Below are 16,232 nucleotides of genomic sequence, written 5' to 3' on the forward strand. Positions count from 1 at the left end.
CATATGTTAATGATCAGTTGAAAGATGCTTTATTCTTCAATACCAATGATAACGAAGAAATACTTGAGAAATTAGGTGATTTTGAAGCGAATATGGGAATTTGTATCAATATCGATGTAGAGAAAATGGACAATTTTGCCAAGCAAATAGATCCTAGATACATGAATAAAATATTGGCACGAATGGACGTGAGACCAGTTGTTTCTATTCTACTAAGCTCGAACAAACTGAATACCTTCATCAATGGTAAGTTTACTGCCGTTGCGCAAATCGGTGGAAGAGCGGATAGCTTGAATTATGTTTCTGCTTATGCTGGTGTAGGTGAAAGCATGATGAATTTATTAGACAATAGCAAGGATTTATGGTCTTCTGAAGTAGAAGAAACTGCAGCGAATGAGTTTTTAATTGGTAAAAACCAAAAAGTGTTTAAGAGCAAAGAGTTCTTGATGTATAAAAAAGGAGTGAATGGAAACTTCCCTGAAGGTAAGGTTCGCGTTCCAGAATGGGCAGAAGATTTCGGTTCTAAACCGATTACGGCCTTTGTTGATATCAATGCTCTACCAGAAGATATAAAAGTTGATTTAGACGATGCAGAGTTTATGGTTGATGCCATAGATCATATTTACATGGAGGCAGATAATTTAGAGTCTCGCATTGTTATAAAAGCTAAGAAAGGTCAAGAAAATGTATTGAAACAATTATTGGAGAGTTTCATGGCTGCCAACGGATTGTAAAAGGATAGTAAGATGATTAAAAAAGGCTCGTTAATTCTAACGAGCCTTTTTTAGTATTATGTTTTGATATGCTATAATTCCTTCATCAACACCTTGTATAGATCTACCATACAAGCAATATCGAATTTGTGCACTTTCTCATCTGGACTATGCACATTGTCCTCAGGGGCGCCGATAAAACACCAGTCAAAAGGCAAATCTGTTTTTTGCAACATTGTACCGTCACTACCTCCTGCAGATTCAACCTCCAATTGGTGTGCTATACCACTCTTGCTGGCAATACTTAGAATTCTGTTTAAATATTTTCTTCTTGGAACGCCGCTGTCACGCATAGAAATAGCAACTCCTTTTCCGTGATGTACACCATCCGTAACCCAGGTAATGTCAGAGATTAAGGCTTGACGTACTTTGTAGTTGTCGTAAATATATCTTCCTAAAAAACCTACAGAACCACCACCGTGTTCTTCGTAAGTTGAGAAAACGATAATTCCATTTTCAAGTGTTTCAGCTACTTGTAAAGCATTCCAAACTCCTAATCGGTTGTCTAAGTATGGACTCTGAATGAACTCCTCAGTTTCCCTGAAATTAGGTTTGAAGCTTAACGGTGTACCTCTATCAATTTCCCTGTCTAAAACATATTGAATACTTGTTGAACCATTCTCATCTTCAATGAGCATGAGTTCTGTTTCAATTTCCCCTTTACTGTCTTGTCCTACCAATTCGTACCCTTCCACAGCTTTAGGTCCGCCAATTTTAATAAGGTTTTTACCGTAAGCAGACATATATCCAATGGTATCGATATGCGCGAAAATTGCCGTTTTGGGTTTTCCAAAAACTAAAATAATGGCATCTTGAAAATCTTCACCTTCTATAATTTGAGGTTGAACTTTCCAGTTATGTTTAACCGCATTGATATGGTTCAATAGGAAGTCTTTGATTTCAGCTTCATCTCCAGAAGTTCCGCGAACCTCAATAAGTTTTTCTAATAATTTCATTTAATATATTCCTAAATCAGTAATTGATGTATTGTCTAATTCGTCCAAATGTTGCGCTACCATTTCACTAATTTCTAAAGGAACTCCTATGCGTAATTTACAAGAGAGTTCAAAAATTTGTTCTTTAATGATAAGGTTGTTGTCTTTTACAAACTTCATGATTCCTGGCATTTCAGGATATTCAAAGTTTACATCCAGCCATTGATGTACGGTAACTTCAATGATTTTCCCATTCTCAATAGCTTCTTTGGCAGCAGCTCTGTAGGCATGGATCAATCCCCCAACTCCGAGCTTAGTTCCTCCAAAATAACGTACCACGCAAATGAGAACATTGGTTAAATCATAAGATTGTATCTGTCCTAATATCGGTGCCCCAGCAGAGTTAGAGGGTTCACCATCATCATTGGCCCTGTAAACATCTTTATGCAGACCAAAGCGGTAGGCATAACACCAGTGTCTGGCTTGATGGTGTTCTTTTCGCCATTGTTCAAGGTAAGATTTAGCTTCGTCTTCATCATAACATTGTACCACGTAACCAATGAACTTGGATCCTTTTTCTTTGTACAATCCTTCCGACTTAGCTTGTATAGTTTTGTATTTATTTATCTTTTCCAGAATACTTTTTTTCTCAAAAGTACCTATCTTGCAGAAACTATAAAGTGATTGCCATGAAAATTTCAAATCTAGCGGTTTTATTGGGGCTGTTTGTCTTTTCTTTTGCTTGTAAAGAAGAGGAAATGGTCGATAAATGTGCAGATGGGTATTTGTCTCCAGGAGAAACAGCTGTTGATTGTGGAGGAGACTGTCCACCTTGTCCTGAACCAGAGGAAATAAGCTATGCTTTGGCGAAAGTCAATGGTGATAAATGGACCTTCCAGAATTATGAAATTTCCTATTCGGGAAACTATTACTTCATTGCGGATTTCGAAAATGATACCTTGGCCATAGAAGTGAAGTTTAACTTTGGTAATGGAGATACTTTAGGAGCTCGTCCAATGATGCCCCTAAATAATTACGTAAAGATTACAGATAAATTACAGAGTAATACTGACAATTATACCACTTTAGGATCGGGAACCGTGGTGTTCTCCGAAATTGATGTAGTGGATAATCAGTTTTCTGGTTTTTTTGAAGCCAAGTTAGCACAAGGTTTTGGGGATACAGTAAAGATTACCAATGGTCAGTTTGAATATGTAAATGTTAATTAATGGGGAAGGAAATAGAACGCAAGTTTTTAGTAGATACCACAAAATGGGAAGCCTTTAAAAAGGAGGTGAATTCAGAAAAAGTACAAATCATACAAGCATATATAGGTAGAACAGAACTTCAAACTTCTCGTGTACGTATAAAGTCTAAAGCCGGTGAGCAAAAGGCGTATTTAACCATCAAAGGAAAGACAAAGGGGATTACAAGGTCTGAGTTTGAATATGAAATTCCCGTAAGTGAGGCCAAGGCAATGATCTCTGAATTTTGTGCGAAACACATTGACAAAGTACGTTACACATTCAATTATCAGGACAAAACATGGGAGGTGGATGAGTTTACTTCACCTAAAACAGGACTTGTATTAGCAGAGGTAGAATTAAACACAGAAAAAGAGGCTGTAGACCTGCCCTACTTTATCAAGGAAGACGTATCTACAGACCCTCAATATTTCAATGTGAATATGCTTTAGGTAGGTGCTTACTGTTGAACAATTAGCTTCTGACTAATCCTTTCATTGTTATATACAAAATTGATGAAATAAACACCATTGTTTAAATCTGCGGCAGTGAAAGCTGTAGAATAAGTATCACCGGTCAATTGTAAAGTTTCGTTCTGTACCAAGGCTCCTGTCGCGCTAAATATTTGGATAGCAATTTCTTCTCTTTGCTCTAATTTACCGGGTTTGAAACTGAAATTAACGATTTGATTCGCAGGATTAGGGTATAGTTTCATGGCATTGTCTATTATATCTGGCTCAACAATAGTTTCTTTATAACTGTCTACAATAACCATTGCTCCTACCATGTAGAGATCTCTTTCAGGCAGGCGTTCAATGTCTTCTTTTGTAAGGGTAGGTGTAGTATCATCAGATGGCGGTTGCTCCTCTTCAATATCAGGAATAATACATTCTTCTATTTCTGTAATATAAACTTCTCCCTCAACATGTTCTGGAAATGCAAATTCACCTTTTTTAATTAATTCAGGTTCTTGAGGTATGATACTATCTTCTTTGTTTGGAGTAGCAAATACAGAGTCGTCGACGTTTACAATATTTCCCAGAATTTCGGGGTCAGTTTCAGTAAATATGGTTTTTCCCTGTAGTGTTAACTCTACTAAATTTACATGAGGACTCTCCATTTCACAGGAGTAATTAAAAAGTCCAAGGCCAAAGACCAACAAGCATGCTGCTGCAAAACGAGCCAATTTAAAACGTTCTTTGTAAGGTATTTGGTAAACGGTGTTAAGTTGTGAAGAACTAATTCTACCACAGACCTTATCATTTTCGGCTACATGTTTGGCAATTTCATCTTTATTCATTTGTGTGAAATCAACAACGGTTTTTGCACAAGAAGAACAGAATCTACCTTGGGCATTCGGACTCATTTGATTCCAGTCTTCATGACAAGGTTCTGGTATGGCAATACGATAGTTTTTTGTTTGCATGGTGTAAGTCTTGAAGAGTTAATTAAAAATTATGAGTATTCTCAGCGTTTTTCAACTGTACACTCTTAATTGAAAAGAGTTCAAAATGCGCTAGTCTTTTTTAATAAGCTTCGTTTTTAGTGTTTCTTGTCCGTTAACGATTTGAAGGATGTAGATTCCTGCCGTTCTTCCTGTAAGCGAAAGTATGGTTTCGAAAGTTCCTCCTTGAAAAGGGTAGCTTTCATCTTCCACCAATCTTCCTGCGGTGTCATAAATACGTATATCTATTTCTGATGATGTACTATCGATTTGTAGGGGAGTGTACTTTAATTTGAAAAAATCACTGCTAGGGTTGGGGAAGATTTCTAAAGAACTTTCAAGGTTCATACGAGGTTCAATTTCTCTTAGTACCGTTGGAGTAGCAACTTTAATGGGTATACCTGCAAAGATTTTTTCTTGTGAAATAATGTGGGTGCTTGACGGTATAATGACTTCTTCAAAATCCAAAGAATCTACATTTGTAGTGTCCAAGGGTATTGCCGCTGTCACTGTGTCCGTGGTAGTTTGTGTCTGAATTAAAGTGTCAGGTGGTGTTACTTTTCCTTGAATAACTTGCTCTTGTAGAAGGTCTATTAGGTTGAAATGAGGAGTTTCTAACGCACAACTATAATTAAATAAACTTAGGCCAAAAACAAGAAAACACGCTGCCGTAAACTTTGCCAAATTGAATCTTTCCGCATACGGCATTTTATAAGGCTGCTTTAATTGGGAGCTCGTAAACCTACCGCACAACTCTGGATTTTGCGCAAAGGCTTCTTCAATTTCTAGTTGACTTTTATGGGTGAAATCATATACCGTTTTAGAACAAGCAGAGCAGTGTCTGCCTTTTTCTTGCTTGGTCATTTTGCCCCAATCTTCATGGCAAGGTTCAGGAATGGAAATGAAAAAGTTTTTATGACGCATGGTGCACTGCTTTAGAGTTTATACACCTATGATGCAGCAGCGTTCAATTTTCCATAAATGGATTTGTGAAATTTTGATTCCTAACGTTTAAGACAAAAAAAAGACCTTCAAGCGAAAGCTGAAGGTCTTAACTATTTTTTTTTAGATGAAATTAGTCTGCACAGGGCAAGTCTTCTTTCCCATCGAATTCTATTCTATTGATAAAGATTTTAGACAAATACCAAATTGTTTTAGCATCTACTACACCCAATTTTCTGTCAGTAAACTGTATTTGCTGTTCTGCCTTAGGAAGCATTAAATCGGATTGATCAAAATTGATGCGTGTTGTATGCAGCATGTCCGCTTGGATAGAATCATATTTTTGATAAGCGAAAGCATTCAATACACAGTTGTTTAGTGCTGTATCCATGTAAACCATGTTGGTGTCCATTGGGAATTTGATGTAATCTCCCCAACCCGTATACTTTTCTACGCGGTGAATTTCTTCATCCTCTTTTAGTAATTCTCCTACTGTGATGTAAGCATCTTCGTATAAAGAGAATTGGGCACGAATGTTCTTCCCGTCAAATTCTTTATTGATCAAATAAACTTTTGGATAAACATCTTGATCTTTTAAAGATCCTCCAAAGTCAATTTCTCCATCATCTAAAAGGGAAATGAAATCTTCGGTAGTTAAACCTTGAGCCTTCAATTCTTGTTTGTCAGCTTCAGGAAGTGCTACTACTTTACCTAATAATGTGTTCTTTACACGGTTAGAAGGAAGCCAAGAACATCCTCTGTTTTGAAAAAAGAAAAATACGAAGATAGAACCGATTAAAAATCCTCCTAAATAATACTTAAACCTGTTAATGATTTTATCCATGACCAATGTTTTGCGCGAAATTAGCCAATCTGTTCTAATAAATTCGAAATTCAGGGATTTAATGATTCAAGAATTCAAAGAAATGAGTGTTTCCGATTTTTATAGGCTCAAACCATTGAGCTCGCTTAGGAAATTAATCCATTCAATTCGGCTCCTCGATTCCGCTCGGAAAACTTGGTTGTATAATAAAGTCGTGTGATCTTTAAAATCCAATTGGAGTATAGATTCCCTTTAGCGCTCTTTGTGGTTAAAACCACGTCATTTCGAAATCTAACAATTTAAAAGTCTTACTTAATTCCCATAATGAACAACTCCAAATCTTTGTAATTAAGGTTGAAGGCATTTCCAAGTACTTCGCTGGTCAAAGTTCCTTGGTACATGTAAACCCCATTTCTAAATCCGGAATTTTGGCGTATCAATTCTTTACAGCCACCGTATTCTCCCATTTCTAAAAGTAGGGGGGAGAAGATGTTAGACAGGGCAAAACTTGCCGTTCTCGCTACTCTTGATGGAATGTTAGGTACACAGTAATGCGTAACACCGAACTTCTCAAAAGTAGGGGTGTTGTGGTTGGTCAATTCACTGGTTTCAAAACATCCACCTTGATCTATACTTACATCCACAACTACAGAACCTGTTTTCATGTTTCTGACCATTTCTTCGGTAACCACACAAGGTGTTCTCCCAACAGAAGAACGAATGGCTCCAATAACTGCATCGGCACGCATAAGGGCTTTGGCCAGAACTTTCGGTTGGAGTACAGAAGTGTACACTCTACTTCCTACATCATTTTGCAAGCGTCTTAAACGCGAAAGTGAACTATCGAATACTTTAACAGAACAACCCAAACCTAAAGCAGCTCTAGTTGCATATTCTCCAACAGTTCCCGCACCTAAAACAACGATTTCAGCAGGTTGAACACCAGCAATTCCACCGAGCATCATTCCTTTTCCGCCTTTGTAGGCAGAAAGTAGTTCTGCTGCAATTAAAATAGAAGTGGTTCCTGCAATTTCTCCCACGGTGCGCACAACAGGGAAGGATCCTTCTTCATCTTTCATGTAATCCCAAGCCAAGGCAGTAATGCGCTTGCTCATCAAGAGTTGAAGTATCTTTTTGGGTTGTATATTGATTTGAAGCGCAGAAATCAATGTTTGATTCCCCGGCATCATGTTCGCTTCTTCTTCCGATAAAGGAGCTACTTTGAAAATGATGTCGCACTCAAATATTTCTTTGGTTGCATAAACAATTTTTGCACCGGCCTCAGAATATTCTTGATCAGTGAAGTTCGCCAATTCTCCAGCCTTGGTTTCAATTTTTACTTCATGACCATTGGCCACTAATAAAGAAACAGCCTCGGGTACCAAGGCTACACGACGTTCTTGAAAAGAGGTTTCTCTAGGAATACCTATGTGTAGTGAATTCTTTTTTCTACCTACTTCTAAAACTTCTTCTTGAGGCATCAACCTGCCTTCCTTCATTAATCCTTTTAAAACTTCTGGGTCCGTTATCATAGTGCTATGTCAAAAATGCGCGCTTGGTCTGGCGCAACTTCAATATTTACCCATACGGTGTTTTCGGGTAAAAGGTTCTCTATTTTTTTCGGCCACTCAATTAAACAGATCTCATCGCCGTATAAATACTCTTCTATACCTATGTCATAAGCTTCCTCTTCATGCTCTAATCTGTAGAGGTCAAAATGATGAACAGTACCTAAATTTGTTTCGTGCTCCTTTACATAACCAAAGGTCGGAGAAGATACATCTGCACCTTCAGATATGGCTCCAATTAGTCGAGCAATAAAAGTTGTTTTCCCACTGCCCATTTTTGCATCAAAGGCAAATATTTTATGTTGTTCCAAAAGGGGGAGCACTTGGTCTACCACTTTATCTAGTTCTTCTTCGTTGTTTACAATGATTTGCATTGCGATAGCTATAAACGTTATATGTTATTTTGCTTCCATAACCACGAAAGGAATCAATACTTCTTCAAGACTAATTCCACCGTGTTGAAAGGTGTTCTTATAAAAGTTTACAAAATAATTGTAGTTGTTGGGGTAAACAAAGAAATCTGCTCCTTTTGCAAAAACAAACTCAGAGCTTAAATTACTTTTCGGTAAGAAAGCATCCTGCGGATCTTTTACTTGGAATACATCTTTCGCTTTGTAACTCAGGTTTTTACCTGTTTTATAGCGCAAGTTGGTATTTACATTTTTGTCTCCAACAATTTTTACAGGATTTTGAACTTTTACAGTACCATGATCTGTTGTTAAAACAATCTTCGCCTTGCTTTGTGCAATCTTTTTAATGATGTCAAATAAAGGTGAGTGTTCAAACCAACTCAAAGTCAAGGAACGGTATGCACTTTCATCATCTGCTAATTCGCGAATTACTTCCATATCGGTTCTAGCGTGCGAAAGCATATCCACAAAGTTGTATACAATAACATTCAAATCGTTGTTGCTCAATTGATGGAAATTGTCGTTCAACTTTTTACCTGCTTCTAAATTGGTAATTTTGTTGTAAGAGAAATTGATGTTTTTACCCAAACGTTTAAGGTTGGCCGCTAACAGTTCTTTCTCGTGCATGTTTTTTCCACCTTCATCCTCTTCGTTTTTCCATAAGTCAGGATGTTTTTTAGCGATTTCTGAAGGAAGTAGTCCTGCAAAAAATGCATTACGAGCATAGTGGGTTGCTGTTGGTAAAATGCTGTAAACTAAATCATCTTCTTTGATGCTGAAGAATTTAGAAAACAGTGGTTTTAACACCTGCCATTGGTCGTAACGTAAATTATCGATCACCAACAAGTAGGTCGTAGCGTCCATCTCCGGAACAACTCTATTTTTAAACAGGGTGTGCAAGATTTCAGGGGCTTCTTCAGTGCCGTTTAGCCACTCTAAATAATTGTCTTCTATAAAGCGTATGAACTGCTCATTGGCTTCTTGCTTTTGCATGCGTAGAATTTCTTCCATGCTCTTGTCTTCAGCTTCATCCAATTCTAATTCCCAGTAGACAAGTTTCTTGTAAATGTCTGTCCACTCATCCTTGTCCAAGTTATCCCCTAAATCCATTCCAATTTGACGGAATTCTTGTTGATAATTGGCATTGGTTTTTTGCGAAACCAGCTTACTTTGATTCAAGTTCTTTTTCAAACTCAACAAAATCTGATTGGGGTTCACGGGTTTGATGAGGTAATCGGCAATTTTTCCACCTATGGCTTCTTCCATGATGCTTTCCTCCTCACTTTTAGTGATCATCACAATGGGCAACATAGGGTTTCTTTCTTTGATACGGGTCAAGGCTTCCAATCCAGAAATACCTGGCATGTTCTCATCCAGGAAAACAATGTCAAAATTGTGTTCCTCACATTGCTCCACGGCATCGTCTCCATTGTTAACCGTTTGAACATCATAACCTTTTTGTTCCAAGAACATGATGTGTGGCTTTAACAATTCAATTTCGTCGTCTGCCCAAAGTATTTTCGTCTGCATCGTTTTTATTTTTAGCTTTACAGTATCAGTATTTAAAAGTATAGTTTTGAATCCAAACTCAAGCACCAATAACAAAAAGAAAATCATTAATGATCCGGTTTATGGATTTGTTTCCATTCCCAATTCTATTGTTTTTGATATCATTCAACATCCGTATTTTCAACGCTTGAGAAGAATCACTCAGCTGGGACTCACACACTTGGTGTATCCCGGTGCTCATCATACCCGTTTTCACCACTGTATAGGCGCTACGCATTTGATGAGTAAAGCTGTACAAGTAATACGTAGAAAGGGGCACTTTATTTCAGAGCAAGAGGAAAGTGCTGTGATGTTGGCTATACTTTTACACGACATCGGTCATGGTCCTTATTCGCACACCCTTGAGCATGACATTGTTAAGGGGATTAGTCATGAAAAAATATCAGCGCTTTTTATTCAAGAAATCTCTAAACAATTTAAAGGAGAATTAGATTTAGCCCTACTTATTTTCAACAATAAATACCACAAACCCTTCTTGCACCAATTGGTGAGTTCGCAATTGGATATGGACAGAATGGATTACCTCAATAGAGATTCCTTTTACACGGGTGTTTCTGAAGGTGTCATAGGCTCTGATCGTATCATTGAAATGCTCAATGTGGTGGATGATAAGTTGGTGATGGAAGAAAAAGGAATTTATTCCATCGAAAAATTTATTGTAGCCCGTCGACTCATGTATTGGCAAGTTTACCTGCACAAAACTGTGGTAGCAGCAGAGTGGATGTTGATGTACATTCTGCGAAGAGCTAAAGAGTTGAGTAGGGATGGGCATAAGTTATTTGCAAGTCCACCCCTTCAGTATTTCTTGGAGCGCGATATAAAAATTGAAGATTTTGAAAAGGATACTATAGCCCTGAATCACTTTGCGCAACTGGACGATTTTGACATCATGGGTGCCATTAAGGTTTGGCAGTTTCACGAAGATACAGTGTTGGCTCGTTTGTCTAAAGGTTTGGTAAATAGAGATTTGTTTAAAATTGAAATTAGCACAGAACCCTTTGGTCCTGATCGTTTAGAGTGGGAACGACAAATGGTTCAAAGTACCTTTAACATCGCTCCAGACGATGCCCATTATTTTGTGTATACCGATAAGTTGGTGAACAATGCTTACAACACCTTCAAAGAAAATATTAACGTTTTATACAAAGACGGAAGAGTGGTAGATGTGAGTAAAGCTGCAGATAATTTAAACATCTCTGCACTCACGGCTCCGGTAGAAAAATATTTCTTGTGTTATCCGGTGGAAATCAGAAAGTAGGGTCCCTTGATTAAGGTTGATGATCTTCTGAAATTTTACAGTTTATTTCTTCTTGTTTTGTGACTTATTTTTCTCGAATCCTTAGAAATACTTACCTAATAATTAAAGAATGTTTAAAACAATGATTTCATGTGTATCTAAATAACCTAAGGATTTTTTATTTTTGACGTCATGAAGTTTACCGCAGAGCAAATTGCAGGTATCATTAAGGGTGACATTGAAGGTAATAAAGATGTTACGGTTAGTGGTTTATCGAAGATAGAAGAAGGTCAGGAAGGTACACTTTCCTTTTTGGCGAACATGAAATACGAGGAGCACATCTACACAACAGGAGCTTCCATAGCCATAGTTGATAGAGCGTTCACTCCATCGAAGGAACTTCCTTCAAGCTTAACGTTAATTAAAGTTGACGACGCATACTCTTGCTTTGCGCAGTTATTAGAGGTGTACAACGAAATGCGTACAAAGCAACCCAAAATAGAACAGCCCTCATTTATTGATGAAAATGCAACGATAGGTAAGGACGTGTATGTTGGTGCTTTTGCTTACATCGCTGATGGTGCAGAGATAGGGGACAATGTTAAAATTTACCCGAATGTTTACATTGGAGAGAATGTGAAAATTGGAGCAGGAACGATTATCAACCCTGGAGCAGCTGTTTATGCTGACTGTGTGGTCGGTGAAAACTGTTTGATTCACGGAGGTGCTATTATTGGTGCGGATGGATTTGGATTTGCTCCCGATGAAAATGGAGAATTCCAAAAGGTGCCACAAATTGGAAATGTTGTTTTAGAAGATAACGTTGAAGTGGGATCAAACGCAACTATAGATAGAGCTACACTTGGATCTACGATTTTACGTAGAGGAGTGAAGTTAGACAACCTCGTACATTTAGCGCACAACGTAGAAGTAGGTAGAAATTCTGCCATGGCCGCACAAGTTGGGGTTGCAGGATCTGCTAAGATTGGTGAAAATGTTATGATAGGTGGTCAAGCCGGAATTTCTGGACACATTAAGATTGCCGACAGAACAAAAGTTGTTGCACAATCTGGAATACCAGGAAACGTTAAAAAGCCAGACCAAACTTTAATGGGAACACCAGGTATTCCTATTGACGATTTCAAAAAGTCTTTCTTCGGCTTTAGAAAACTACCTTACATCCTTAAGAAGTTAAGAGAACTAGAAGATAAAATATCAAATAAATAATTGCATCCGTTACTATTATGTCTGAAAAGCAAAGAACGATAAAACAAAGCGTAAGCCTTGAAGGTGTTGGTTTACATACTGGAAAAGCTGTGACGCTAGAAATTTGTCCGGCACCAGAAAATCACGGTTATAAATTTCAACGTGTTGATGTTGAGGGAGAACCTATCATCAATGCCGATGTTGATTTAGTAGTTTCTACAGAGAGAGGAACAACTTTAGAGAAAAACGGGATTCGTATTTACACGACTGAGCACGTTTTAGCAGCCCTTTACGGAATGCAAGTAGATAATGCTTTAATCAAGTTAAATGCACCTGAGATTCCAATTATGGACGGAAGTGCATTGCCTTTCGTTGAGGCGATTGAAAGCGTTGGTTTCGAAGAGCAAGCAGCTGAAAGAGAATACTTCGTTTTAGACGAAATTATTCCTTGGGAAGATGCAGATAAAGGAAACGAAATTTTGGCTGTTCCTGATGAAAACTACAGGATAACAGTAATGGTAGATTACAAATCTCCAGTGTTGGGTACACAGCACGCTTCTATGTACAACATTGGTGAGTTTAGAGAAGAAATTGCCAAGTGTAGAACTTTTGTTTTCTTAAGAGAATTAGAATACTTAGCAAAAAATAACTTAATCAAAGGTGGTGATTTAGACAATGCCATCGTGTTGGTTGAACGCGAAGAAGTATCGCAAGAAGAGTTGGACAACTTAGCAAAATTGTTAGGGAAAGAAGACTTGAAAATTGAAGTGAAAGGAATGGGTGTTTTAAATACCATTAAGCTTCAATTCCAAAATGAGCCTGCTCGTCATAAATTGTTAGACATCGTAGGAGATTTAGCTTTAGTAGGGAAACCAATTAAAGCACACATCTTAGGAGCGCGTCCAGGACACTCTGGTAACGTTAAGTTTGCAAAAGTTTTAAAAGACAAAATTAAAGCGCAAGCCAAAGCACCTAAGAAATTCGATCTAGAAAAAGAGCCGTTATACACGATTAACGACATTGAAAAAATGTTGCCGCACCGTTACCCCTTCTTATTGGTAGATAAGGTAATCGATATGGACGAAGATGGTATCGTAGGTGTGAAAAACATTACCATGAACGAACCTCAATTTACAGGTCACTTCCCAGGAAATCCAGTTTTCCCAGGAGTACTTCAAATTGAAGCCATGGCACAGTGTGGTGGTATATATGCACTTTCTAAAGTAGATGAGCCAGAATTGTACTCTACCTACTTCATGAAAATAGACAACGTTAAATTCAAACAAAAAGTAATCCCTGGAGATACAGTTGTTTTCGAATTGAAACTTCTTTCGCCTATGCGTAGAGGTTTGGTTAATATGGGAGGAAAAGCTTATGTTAACGGTAAAGTTGTGATGGAAGCAGAAATGCTTGCACAAGTTATAAAAGATAAAGCATAAGCATGATTAGCAATTTAGCTTCAGTTTCTAAAGATGCTCAACTCGGACAAAATGTTAAAGTTGAGCCCTTTACTACTATTTACGAAGATGTTGTGATCGGTAACAATACGGTGATAGGACCCAATGTTACCATTTATCCAGGTACAAGAATAGGGGAGGATTGCGAAATCTACCCAGGTTCTGTTATCGGGGTTATTCCACAAGATCTAAAGTTTGGCGGCGAGTACACTACCGTTGAAATTGGTAATAATACCAAAATCAGAGAATGTGTTACGATACACAGAGGGACTACCGACAAATTTAAAACAGTAGTTGGAGACAATTGCTTATTGATGGGTTATGTACACGTTGCACACGATTGTATTTTAGGGAATAATGTCATCTTAGCGAATTACGTTGGACTTTCTGGTCACGTTGAAATAGATGATTTTGCCATTATAGAAGGAAAGGCTGCTGCACAGCAGTTTGTGAAAATAGGAAAGCATGCCTTTGTAGGTGGAGCTTCTTTGATTCGCAAGGATATTCCTCCTTTCATTCGCGCGGCAAGAGAACCTTTGACTTTCGCAGGTGTAAATGCTATTGGTTTGCGTCGTAGAGGATTTACTGACGACCAAATTAAAGAGATAGAAGACGTATACAGAACGCTGTTTGTGCTAAACAATAACGTTACGAAAGGTTTAGATGCCGTTGAGAACGAATTGAAAGGAACCGATCTAAAACAGCAGGTGATCGACTTTATTCGCTCAAGCGATAAAGGGATTATTAGAGGGCCGTTGTAGACTTTTAGACGGTTAGACAATTAGACTTTTAGAATGTTAGATATTGAAGTCCTCCTGTTTTGGGAGGACTTTTTTTGTGAAATATCCTTTCATCCTGCATCTTTGAATTATGAAATATCTACTTCTCCTAATGTTTGGATTGGGCCTTTTAAAGGAAACAGAAACACCCCCCAATTACGAGCGTATCGTTTTGAATTATTACCTAGACTCCATTGAAAACAAGGCTATTTTTCAATCAAGTTGTGATTGTAAGGAAGAGTATTACATGAAAAAGACGTTGAAAGTCTATGATTCTACAGTGAATGGGGTGGATGAGGGAATGGGATTTGAGAGGTTTGAGCACAAAGAATTTCACCAAGAAACGCCTAGAAAAATAGTTTTAGAAAATCTTTCTAAGCGGGTGAAATTAACCTCTAAACTAAACCACTATAGAAGTTGGCATTATTACATAAAGTTTGGTCATAGAAAATATTTTGAGGATCAGGTTCTTATTTCTTTTTCCCTTAAATACTACGAGAGGTGCTCTTCTCAAATTTTTACTTTTCTGATGAACACGAAAGGAGAAATCTTGGAGATAGATCAAGCCAATTGGTGTGATGAAAACTAATTGTCGGCCTTCGAGACTTCTCCTACCTCGAACCTCAGGCCTCATAACCTCAAATATTCAAACTTGGGTCCTCGAGCGGAGCCGAGAGGCAAATTCTTAAATTGTTGAATTTTTGAATCCTTGAATTCTTGAATCTCTTTACTATTCGTATTTTTGCAACAAATTCAGAAGCATTGGTAAATAGAGGTCAAGAAATAGAATTAGAGATCACAGGGTTTGCGTTCGGTGGAAACGGAATTGCAAAGTTGAGCTCAGAGAAAGGAGACTACGTTTTGTTTGTACAAAATACTTTTCCTGGACAACGTGTTTTGGCGAAAGTCAACAAAAAGAAAAAGCGTTACGCAGAGTGTAAATTGTTAAAGGTTATCGAAAGATCTCCGCAAGAAACTCAAGTGCCTTACCAAGAGATTAGTGGTGCGCCGTACATTCACGTGCCGCCAGCATTGCAAGAAGAGCACAAGCAAACAACAACCCTAGATATTTACCGTCGTTTAGGAAATTTCCAAGACATACAAGAACGTTTCGATGAATTCATCTCATCTCCAAATCATTACAACTACCGTAATAAAATGGAGTACAGTTTCTCGTGTATAGAGCACGATATGGAAACAGACGAAGACATAGATGATGCTTTTGCCTTAGGGTTTAAACACCGTGGTACATGGTGGAAAGTAGAATCGTTGAACAAAGAATCTGGACTTTTCGATGCCGAATGGGAAAACAAATTGCGTGAAGTACGCGAGTTTTTAAAAGCTACAGGTTTACCGGCTTGGCACCCGCCGCGTAAAGAAGGTTTTTTCCGTCACATCGTAGTACGTAAATCGTTCGATCAAGATCAGTTGTTGGTGAATTTGGTGACGTCTAGCGTTGGTTTAGAAAAGTTCGATGCTCAAGCTTTCGGAGAATTTTTAAAAACAACATTCGGAGGAAGAATCGCAGGTTTCCAGCATACGATTAACGACAATGTTGCCGACAGAGCCAAAATAGAAAATGGAAACTGTAGTTTGGTGTTTGGAGATAACATCGTGGTAGAGAAATTACTCGGTTTAGAATTCGAAATCTCTATGGAGAGTTTCTTCCAAACCAACCCAAAGTCTGCAGAGCGTTTGTACAACAAAGCCATGGACTATGTTTTTGAAGGAGGAAACGATTTGAAAGACGAAGTAGTAATGGATCTTTTCTGTGGAACAGGAACCATAGGTCAAATTCTTTCTACACGTACAGAGAATGCTGAGATTATCGGTGTAGATATCGTA

Annotated in this window: 17 protein-coding genes; 9 read left to right on the forward strand and 8 right to left on the reverse strand. The window is 38.0% G+C overall.

Going from position 1 to position 16,232, the window contains the following annotated elements; translation table 11 throughout:
* Window positions 1–734, forward strand: a 734-nt coding sequence (locus tag R3333_RS05695) for a hypothetical protein (protein ID WP_318957824.1), incomplete at its 5' end; no start/stop codon positions are given.
* Window positions 735–805: 71 nt separating this feature from the next.
* On the opposite strand, the gene R3333_RS05700 is transcribed toward R3333_RS05695, so the two are convergent.
* On the reverse strand, window positions 806–1,729 hold the full coding sequence (locus R3333_RS05700) for an aminopeptidase (protein WP_318957825.1): 924 nt from the start codon (window positions 1,727–1,729) through the stop codon (window positions 806–808).
* A complete protein-coding gene (locus R3333_RS05705) occupies window positions 1,730–2,410 on the reverse strand; it encodes a YigZ family protein (protein WP_318957826.1) in 681 nt (226 codons plus the stop codon).
* Here R3333_RS05705 and R3333_RS05710 point away from each other — a divergent pair.
* Together R3333_RS05710 and R3333_RS05715 are read left to right on the forward strand one after the other, a co-directional pair.
* The gene (locus R3333_RS05710) at window positions 2,398–2,937 is read left to right on the forward strand and encodes a hypothetical protein (RefSeq protein WP_318957827.1); all 540 of its coding nucleotides are present in this window, start codon (window positions 2,398–2,400) and stop codon (window positions 2,935–2,937) included. The genes R3333_RS05705 and R3333_RS05710 overlap by 13 nt on opposite strands.
* Window positions 2,937–3,404, forward strand: a complete 468-nt coding sequence (locus tag R3333_RS05715) for a CYTH domain-containing protein (RefSeq protein WP_318957828.1) — start codon at window positions 2,937–2,939, stop codon at window positions 3,402–3,404. Before R3333_RS05710 ends, R3333_RS05715 begins: the two co-directional genes overlap by 1 nt.
* A gap of 8 nt (window positions 3,405–3,412) precedes the next feature.
* On the opposite strand, the gene R3333_RS05720 is transcribed toward R3333_RS05715, so the two are convergent.
* From R3333_RS05720 to R3333_RS05745, 6 genes are all read right to left on the reverse strand, one after another.
* Window positions 3,413–4,378: a T9SS type A sorting domain-containing protein gene (locus tag R3333_RS05720; RefSeq protein ID WP_318957829.1), complete on the reverse strand. Its 966-nt coding sequence runs from the start codon at window positions 4,376–4,378 to the stop codon at window positions 3,413–3,415.
* 90 nt (window positions 4,379–4,468) lie between these two features.
* The gene (locus R3333_RS05725) at window positions 4,469–5,320 is read right to left on the reverse strand and encodes a T9SS type A sorting domain-containing protein (protein ID WP_318957830.1); all 852 of its coding nucleotides are present in this window, start codon (window positions 5,318–5,320) and stop codon (window positions 4,469–4,471) included.
* A gap of 151 nt (window positions 5,321–5,471) precedes the next feature.
* The gene (locus R3333_RS05730) at window positions 5,472–6,182 is read right to left on the reverse strand and encodes a hypothetical protein (RefSeq protein ID WP_318957831.1); all 711 of its coding nucleotides are present in this window, start codon (window positions 6,180–6,182) and stop codon (window positions 5,472–5,474) included.
* A 287-nt stretch (window positions 6,183–6,469) separates the two neighbouring features.
* Window positions 6,470–7,693 carry an alanine dehydrogenase gene (locus R3333_RS05735; protein ID WP_318957832.1) on the reverse strand — a complete coding sequence of 408 codons (1,224 nt, stop codon included), beginning with the start codon at window positions 7,691–7,693 and terminating at the stop codon, window positions 6,470–6,472.
* Window positions 7,690–8,103 carry a tRNA (adenosine(37)-N6)-threonylcarbamoyltransferase complex ATPase subunit type 1 TsaE gene (tsaE, locus tag R3333_RS05740; protein WP_318957833.1) on the reverse strand — a complete coding sequence of 138 codons (414 nt, stop codon included), beginning with the start codon at window positions 8,101–8,103 and terminating at the stop codon, window positions 7,690–7,692. Before tsaE ends, R3333_RS05735 begins: the two co-directional genes overlap by 4 nt.
* Window positions 8,104–8,127: 24 nt before the next feature.
* Window positions 8,128–9,669: a bifunctional response regulator/alkaline phosphatase family protein gene (locus R3333_RS05745; RefSeq protein WP_318957834.1), complete on the reverse strand. Its 1,542-nt coding sequence runs from the start codon at window positions 9,667–9,669 to the stop codon at window positions 8,128–8,130.
* A gap of 46 nt (window positions 9,670–9,715) precedes the next feature.
* Between R3333_RS05745 and R3333_RS05750 the strand changes: the two genes are divergently transcribed.
* The 6 genes from R3333_RS05750 to R3333_RS05775 form a co-directional block, all read left to right on the forward strand.
* The gene (locus R3333_RS05750) at window positions 9,716–10,966 is read left to right on the forward strand and encodes an HD domain-containing protein (protein ID WP_318957835.1); all 1,251 of its coding nucleotides are present in this window, start codon (window positions 9,716–9,718) and stop codon (window positions 10,964–10,966) included.
* Window positions 10,967–11,137: 171 nt separating this feature from the next.
* Window positions 11,138–12,172, forward strand: a complete 1,035-nt coding sequence (lpxD, locus tag R3333_RS05755) for a UDP-3-O-(3-hydroxymyristoyl)glucosamine N-acyltransferase (RefSeq protein WP_318957836.1) — start codon at window positions 11,138–11,140, stop codon at window positions 12,170–12,172.
* 17 nt (window positions 12,173–12,189) lie between these two features.
* The gene (locus R3333_RS05760; protein ID WP_318957837.1) at window positions 12,190–13,590 is read left to right on the forward strand and encodes a bifunctional UDP-3-O-[3-hydroxymyristoyl] N-acetylglucosamine deacetylase/3-hydroxyacyl-ACP dehydratase; all 1,401 of its coding nucleotides are present in this window, start codon (window positions 12,190–12,192) and stop codon (window positions 13,588–13,590) included.
* A 2-nt stretch (window positions 13,591–13,592) separates the two neighbouring features.
* Window positions 13,593–14,369, forward strand: coding sequence for an acyl-ACP--UDP-N-acetylglucosamine O-acyltransferase (gene lpxA / locus R3333_RS05765; protein WP_318957838.1), 777 nt, complete (start codon window positions 13,593–13,595; stop codon window positions 14,367–14,369).
* A gap of 109 nt (window positions 14,370–14,478) precedes the next feature.
* Window positions 14,479–14,976, forward strand: a complete 498-nt coding sequence (locus R3333_RS05770; RefSeq protein WP_318957839.1) for a hypothetical protein — start codon at window positions 14,479–14,481, stop codon at window positions 14,974–14,976.
* A gap of 128 nt (window positions 14,977–15,104) precedes the next feature.
* Window positions 15,105–16,232, forward strand: a 1,128-nt coding sequence (locus R3333_RS05775) for a class I SAM-dependent RNA methyltransferase (protein ID WP_318957840.1), incomplete at its 3' end; no start/stop codon positions are given.

The organism is Lishizhenia sp., from assembly GCF_033720595.1.
GTDB lineage: Bacteria > Bacteroidota > Bacteroidia > Flavobacteriales_D > Crocinitomicaceae > Lishizhenia.

What these genes read in the sequence shown, in the direction of transcription:
- R3333_RS05710 (WP_318957827.1), top strand. Translation starts at nt 2,398, where the DNA reads ATGAAAATTTCAAATCTAGCGGTTTTATTGGGGCTGTTTGTCTTTTCT.
- lpxA (WP_318957838.1), top strand. Translation starts at nt 13,593, where the DNA reads ATGATTAGCAATTTAGCTTCAGTTTCTAAAGATGCTCAACTCGGACAA.
- R3333_RS05725 (WP_318957830.1), bottom strand. Translation starts at nt 5,320, where the DNA reads ATGCGTCATAAAAACTTTTTCATTTCCATTCCTGAACCTTGCCATGAA.
- R3333_RS05770 (WP_318957839.1), top strand. Translation starts at nt 14,479, where the DNA reads ATGAAATATCTACTTCTCCTAATGTTTGGATTGGGCCTTTTAAAGGAA.
- R3333_RS05720 (WP_318957829.1), bottom strand. Translation starts at nt 4,378, where the DNA reads ATGCAAACAAAAAACTATCGTATTGCCATACCAGAACCTTGTCATGAA.
- R3333_RS05715 (WP_318957828.1), top strand. Translation starts at nt 2,937, where the DNA reads ATGGGGAAGGAAATAGAACGCAAGTTTTTAGTAGATACCACAAAATGG.
- R3333_RS05745 (WP_318957834.1), bottom strand. Translation starts at nt 9,669, where the DNA reads ATGCAGACGAAAATACTTTGGGCAGACGACGAAATTGAATTGTTAAAG.
- R3333_RS05735 (WP_318957832.1), bottom strand. Translation starts at nt 7,693, where the DNA reads ATGATAACGGACCCAGAAGTTTTAAAAGGATTAATGAAGGAAGGCAGG.
- R3333_RS05730 (WP_318957831.1), bottom strand. Translation starts at nt 6,182, where the DNA reads ATGGATAAAATCATTAACAGGTTTAAGTATTATTTAGGAGGATTTTTA.
- R3333_RS05760 (WP_318957837.1), top strand. Translation starts at nt 12,190, where the DNA reads ATGTCTGAAAAGCAAAGAACGATAAAACAAAGCGTAAGCCTTGAAGGT.
- lpxD (WP_318957836.1), top strand. Translation starts at nt 11,138, where the DNA reads ATGAAGTTTACCGCAGAGCAAATTGCAGGTATCATTAAGGGTGACATT.
- tsaE (WP_318957833.1), bottom strand. Translation starts at nt 8,103, where the DNA reads ATGCAAATCATTGTAAACAACGAAGAAGAACTAGATAAAGTGGTAGAC.
- R3333_RS05700 (WP_318957825.1), bottom strand. Translation starts at nt 1,729, where the DNA reads ATGAAATTATTAGAAAAACTTATTGAGGTTCGCGGAACTTCTGGAGAT.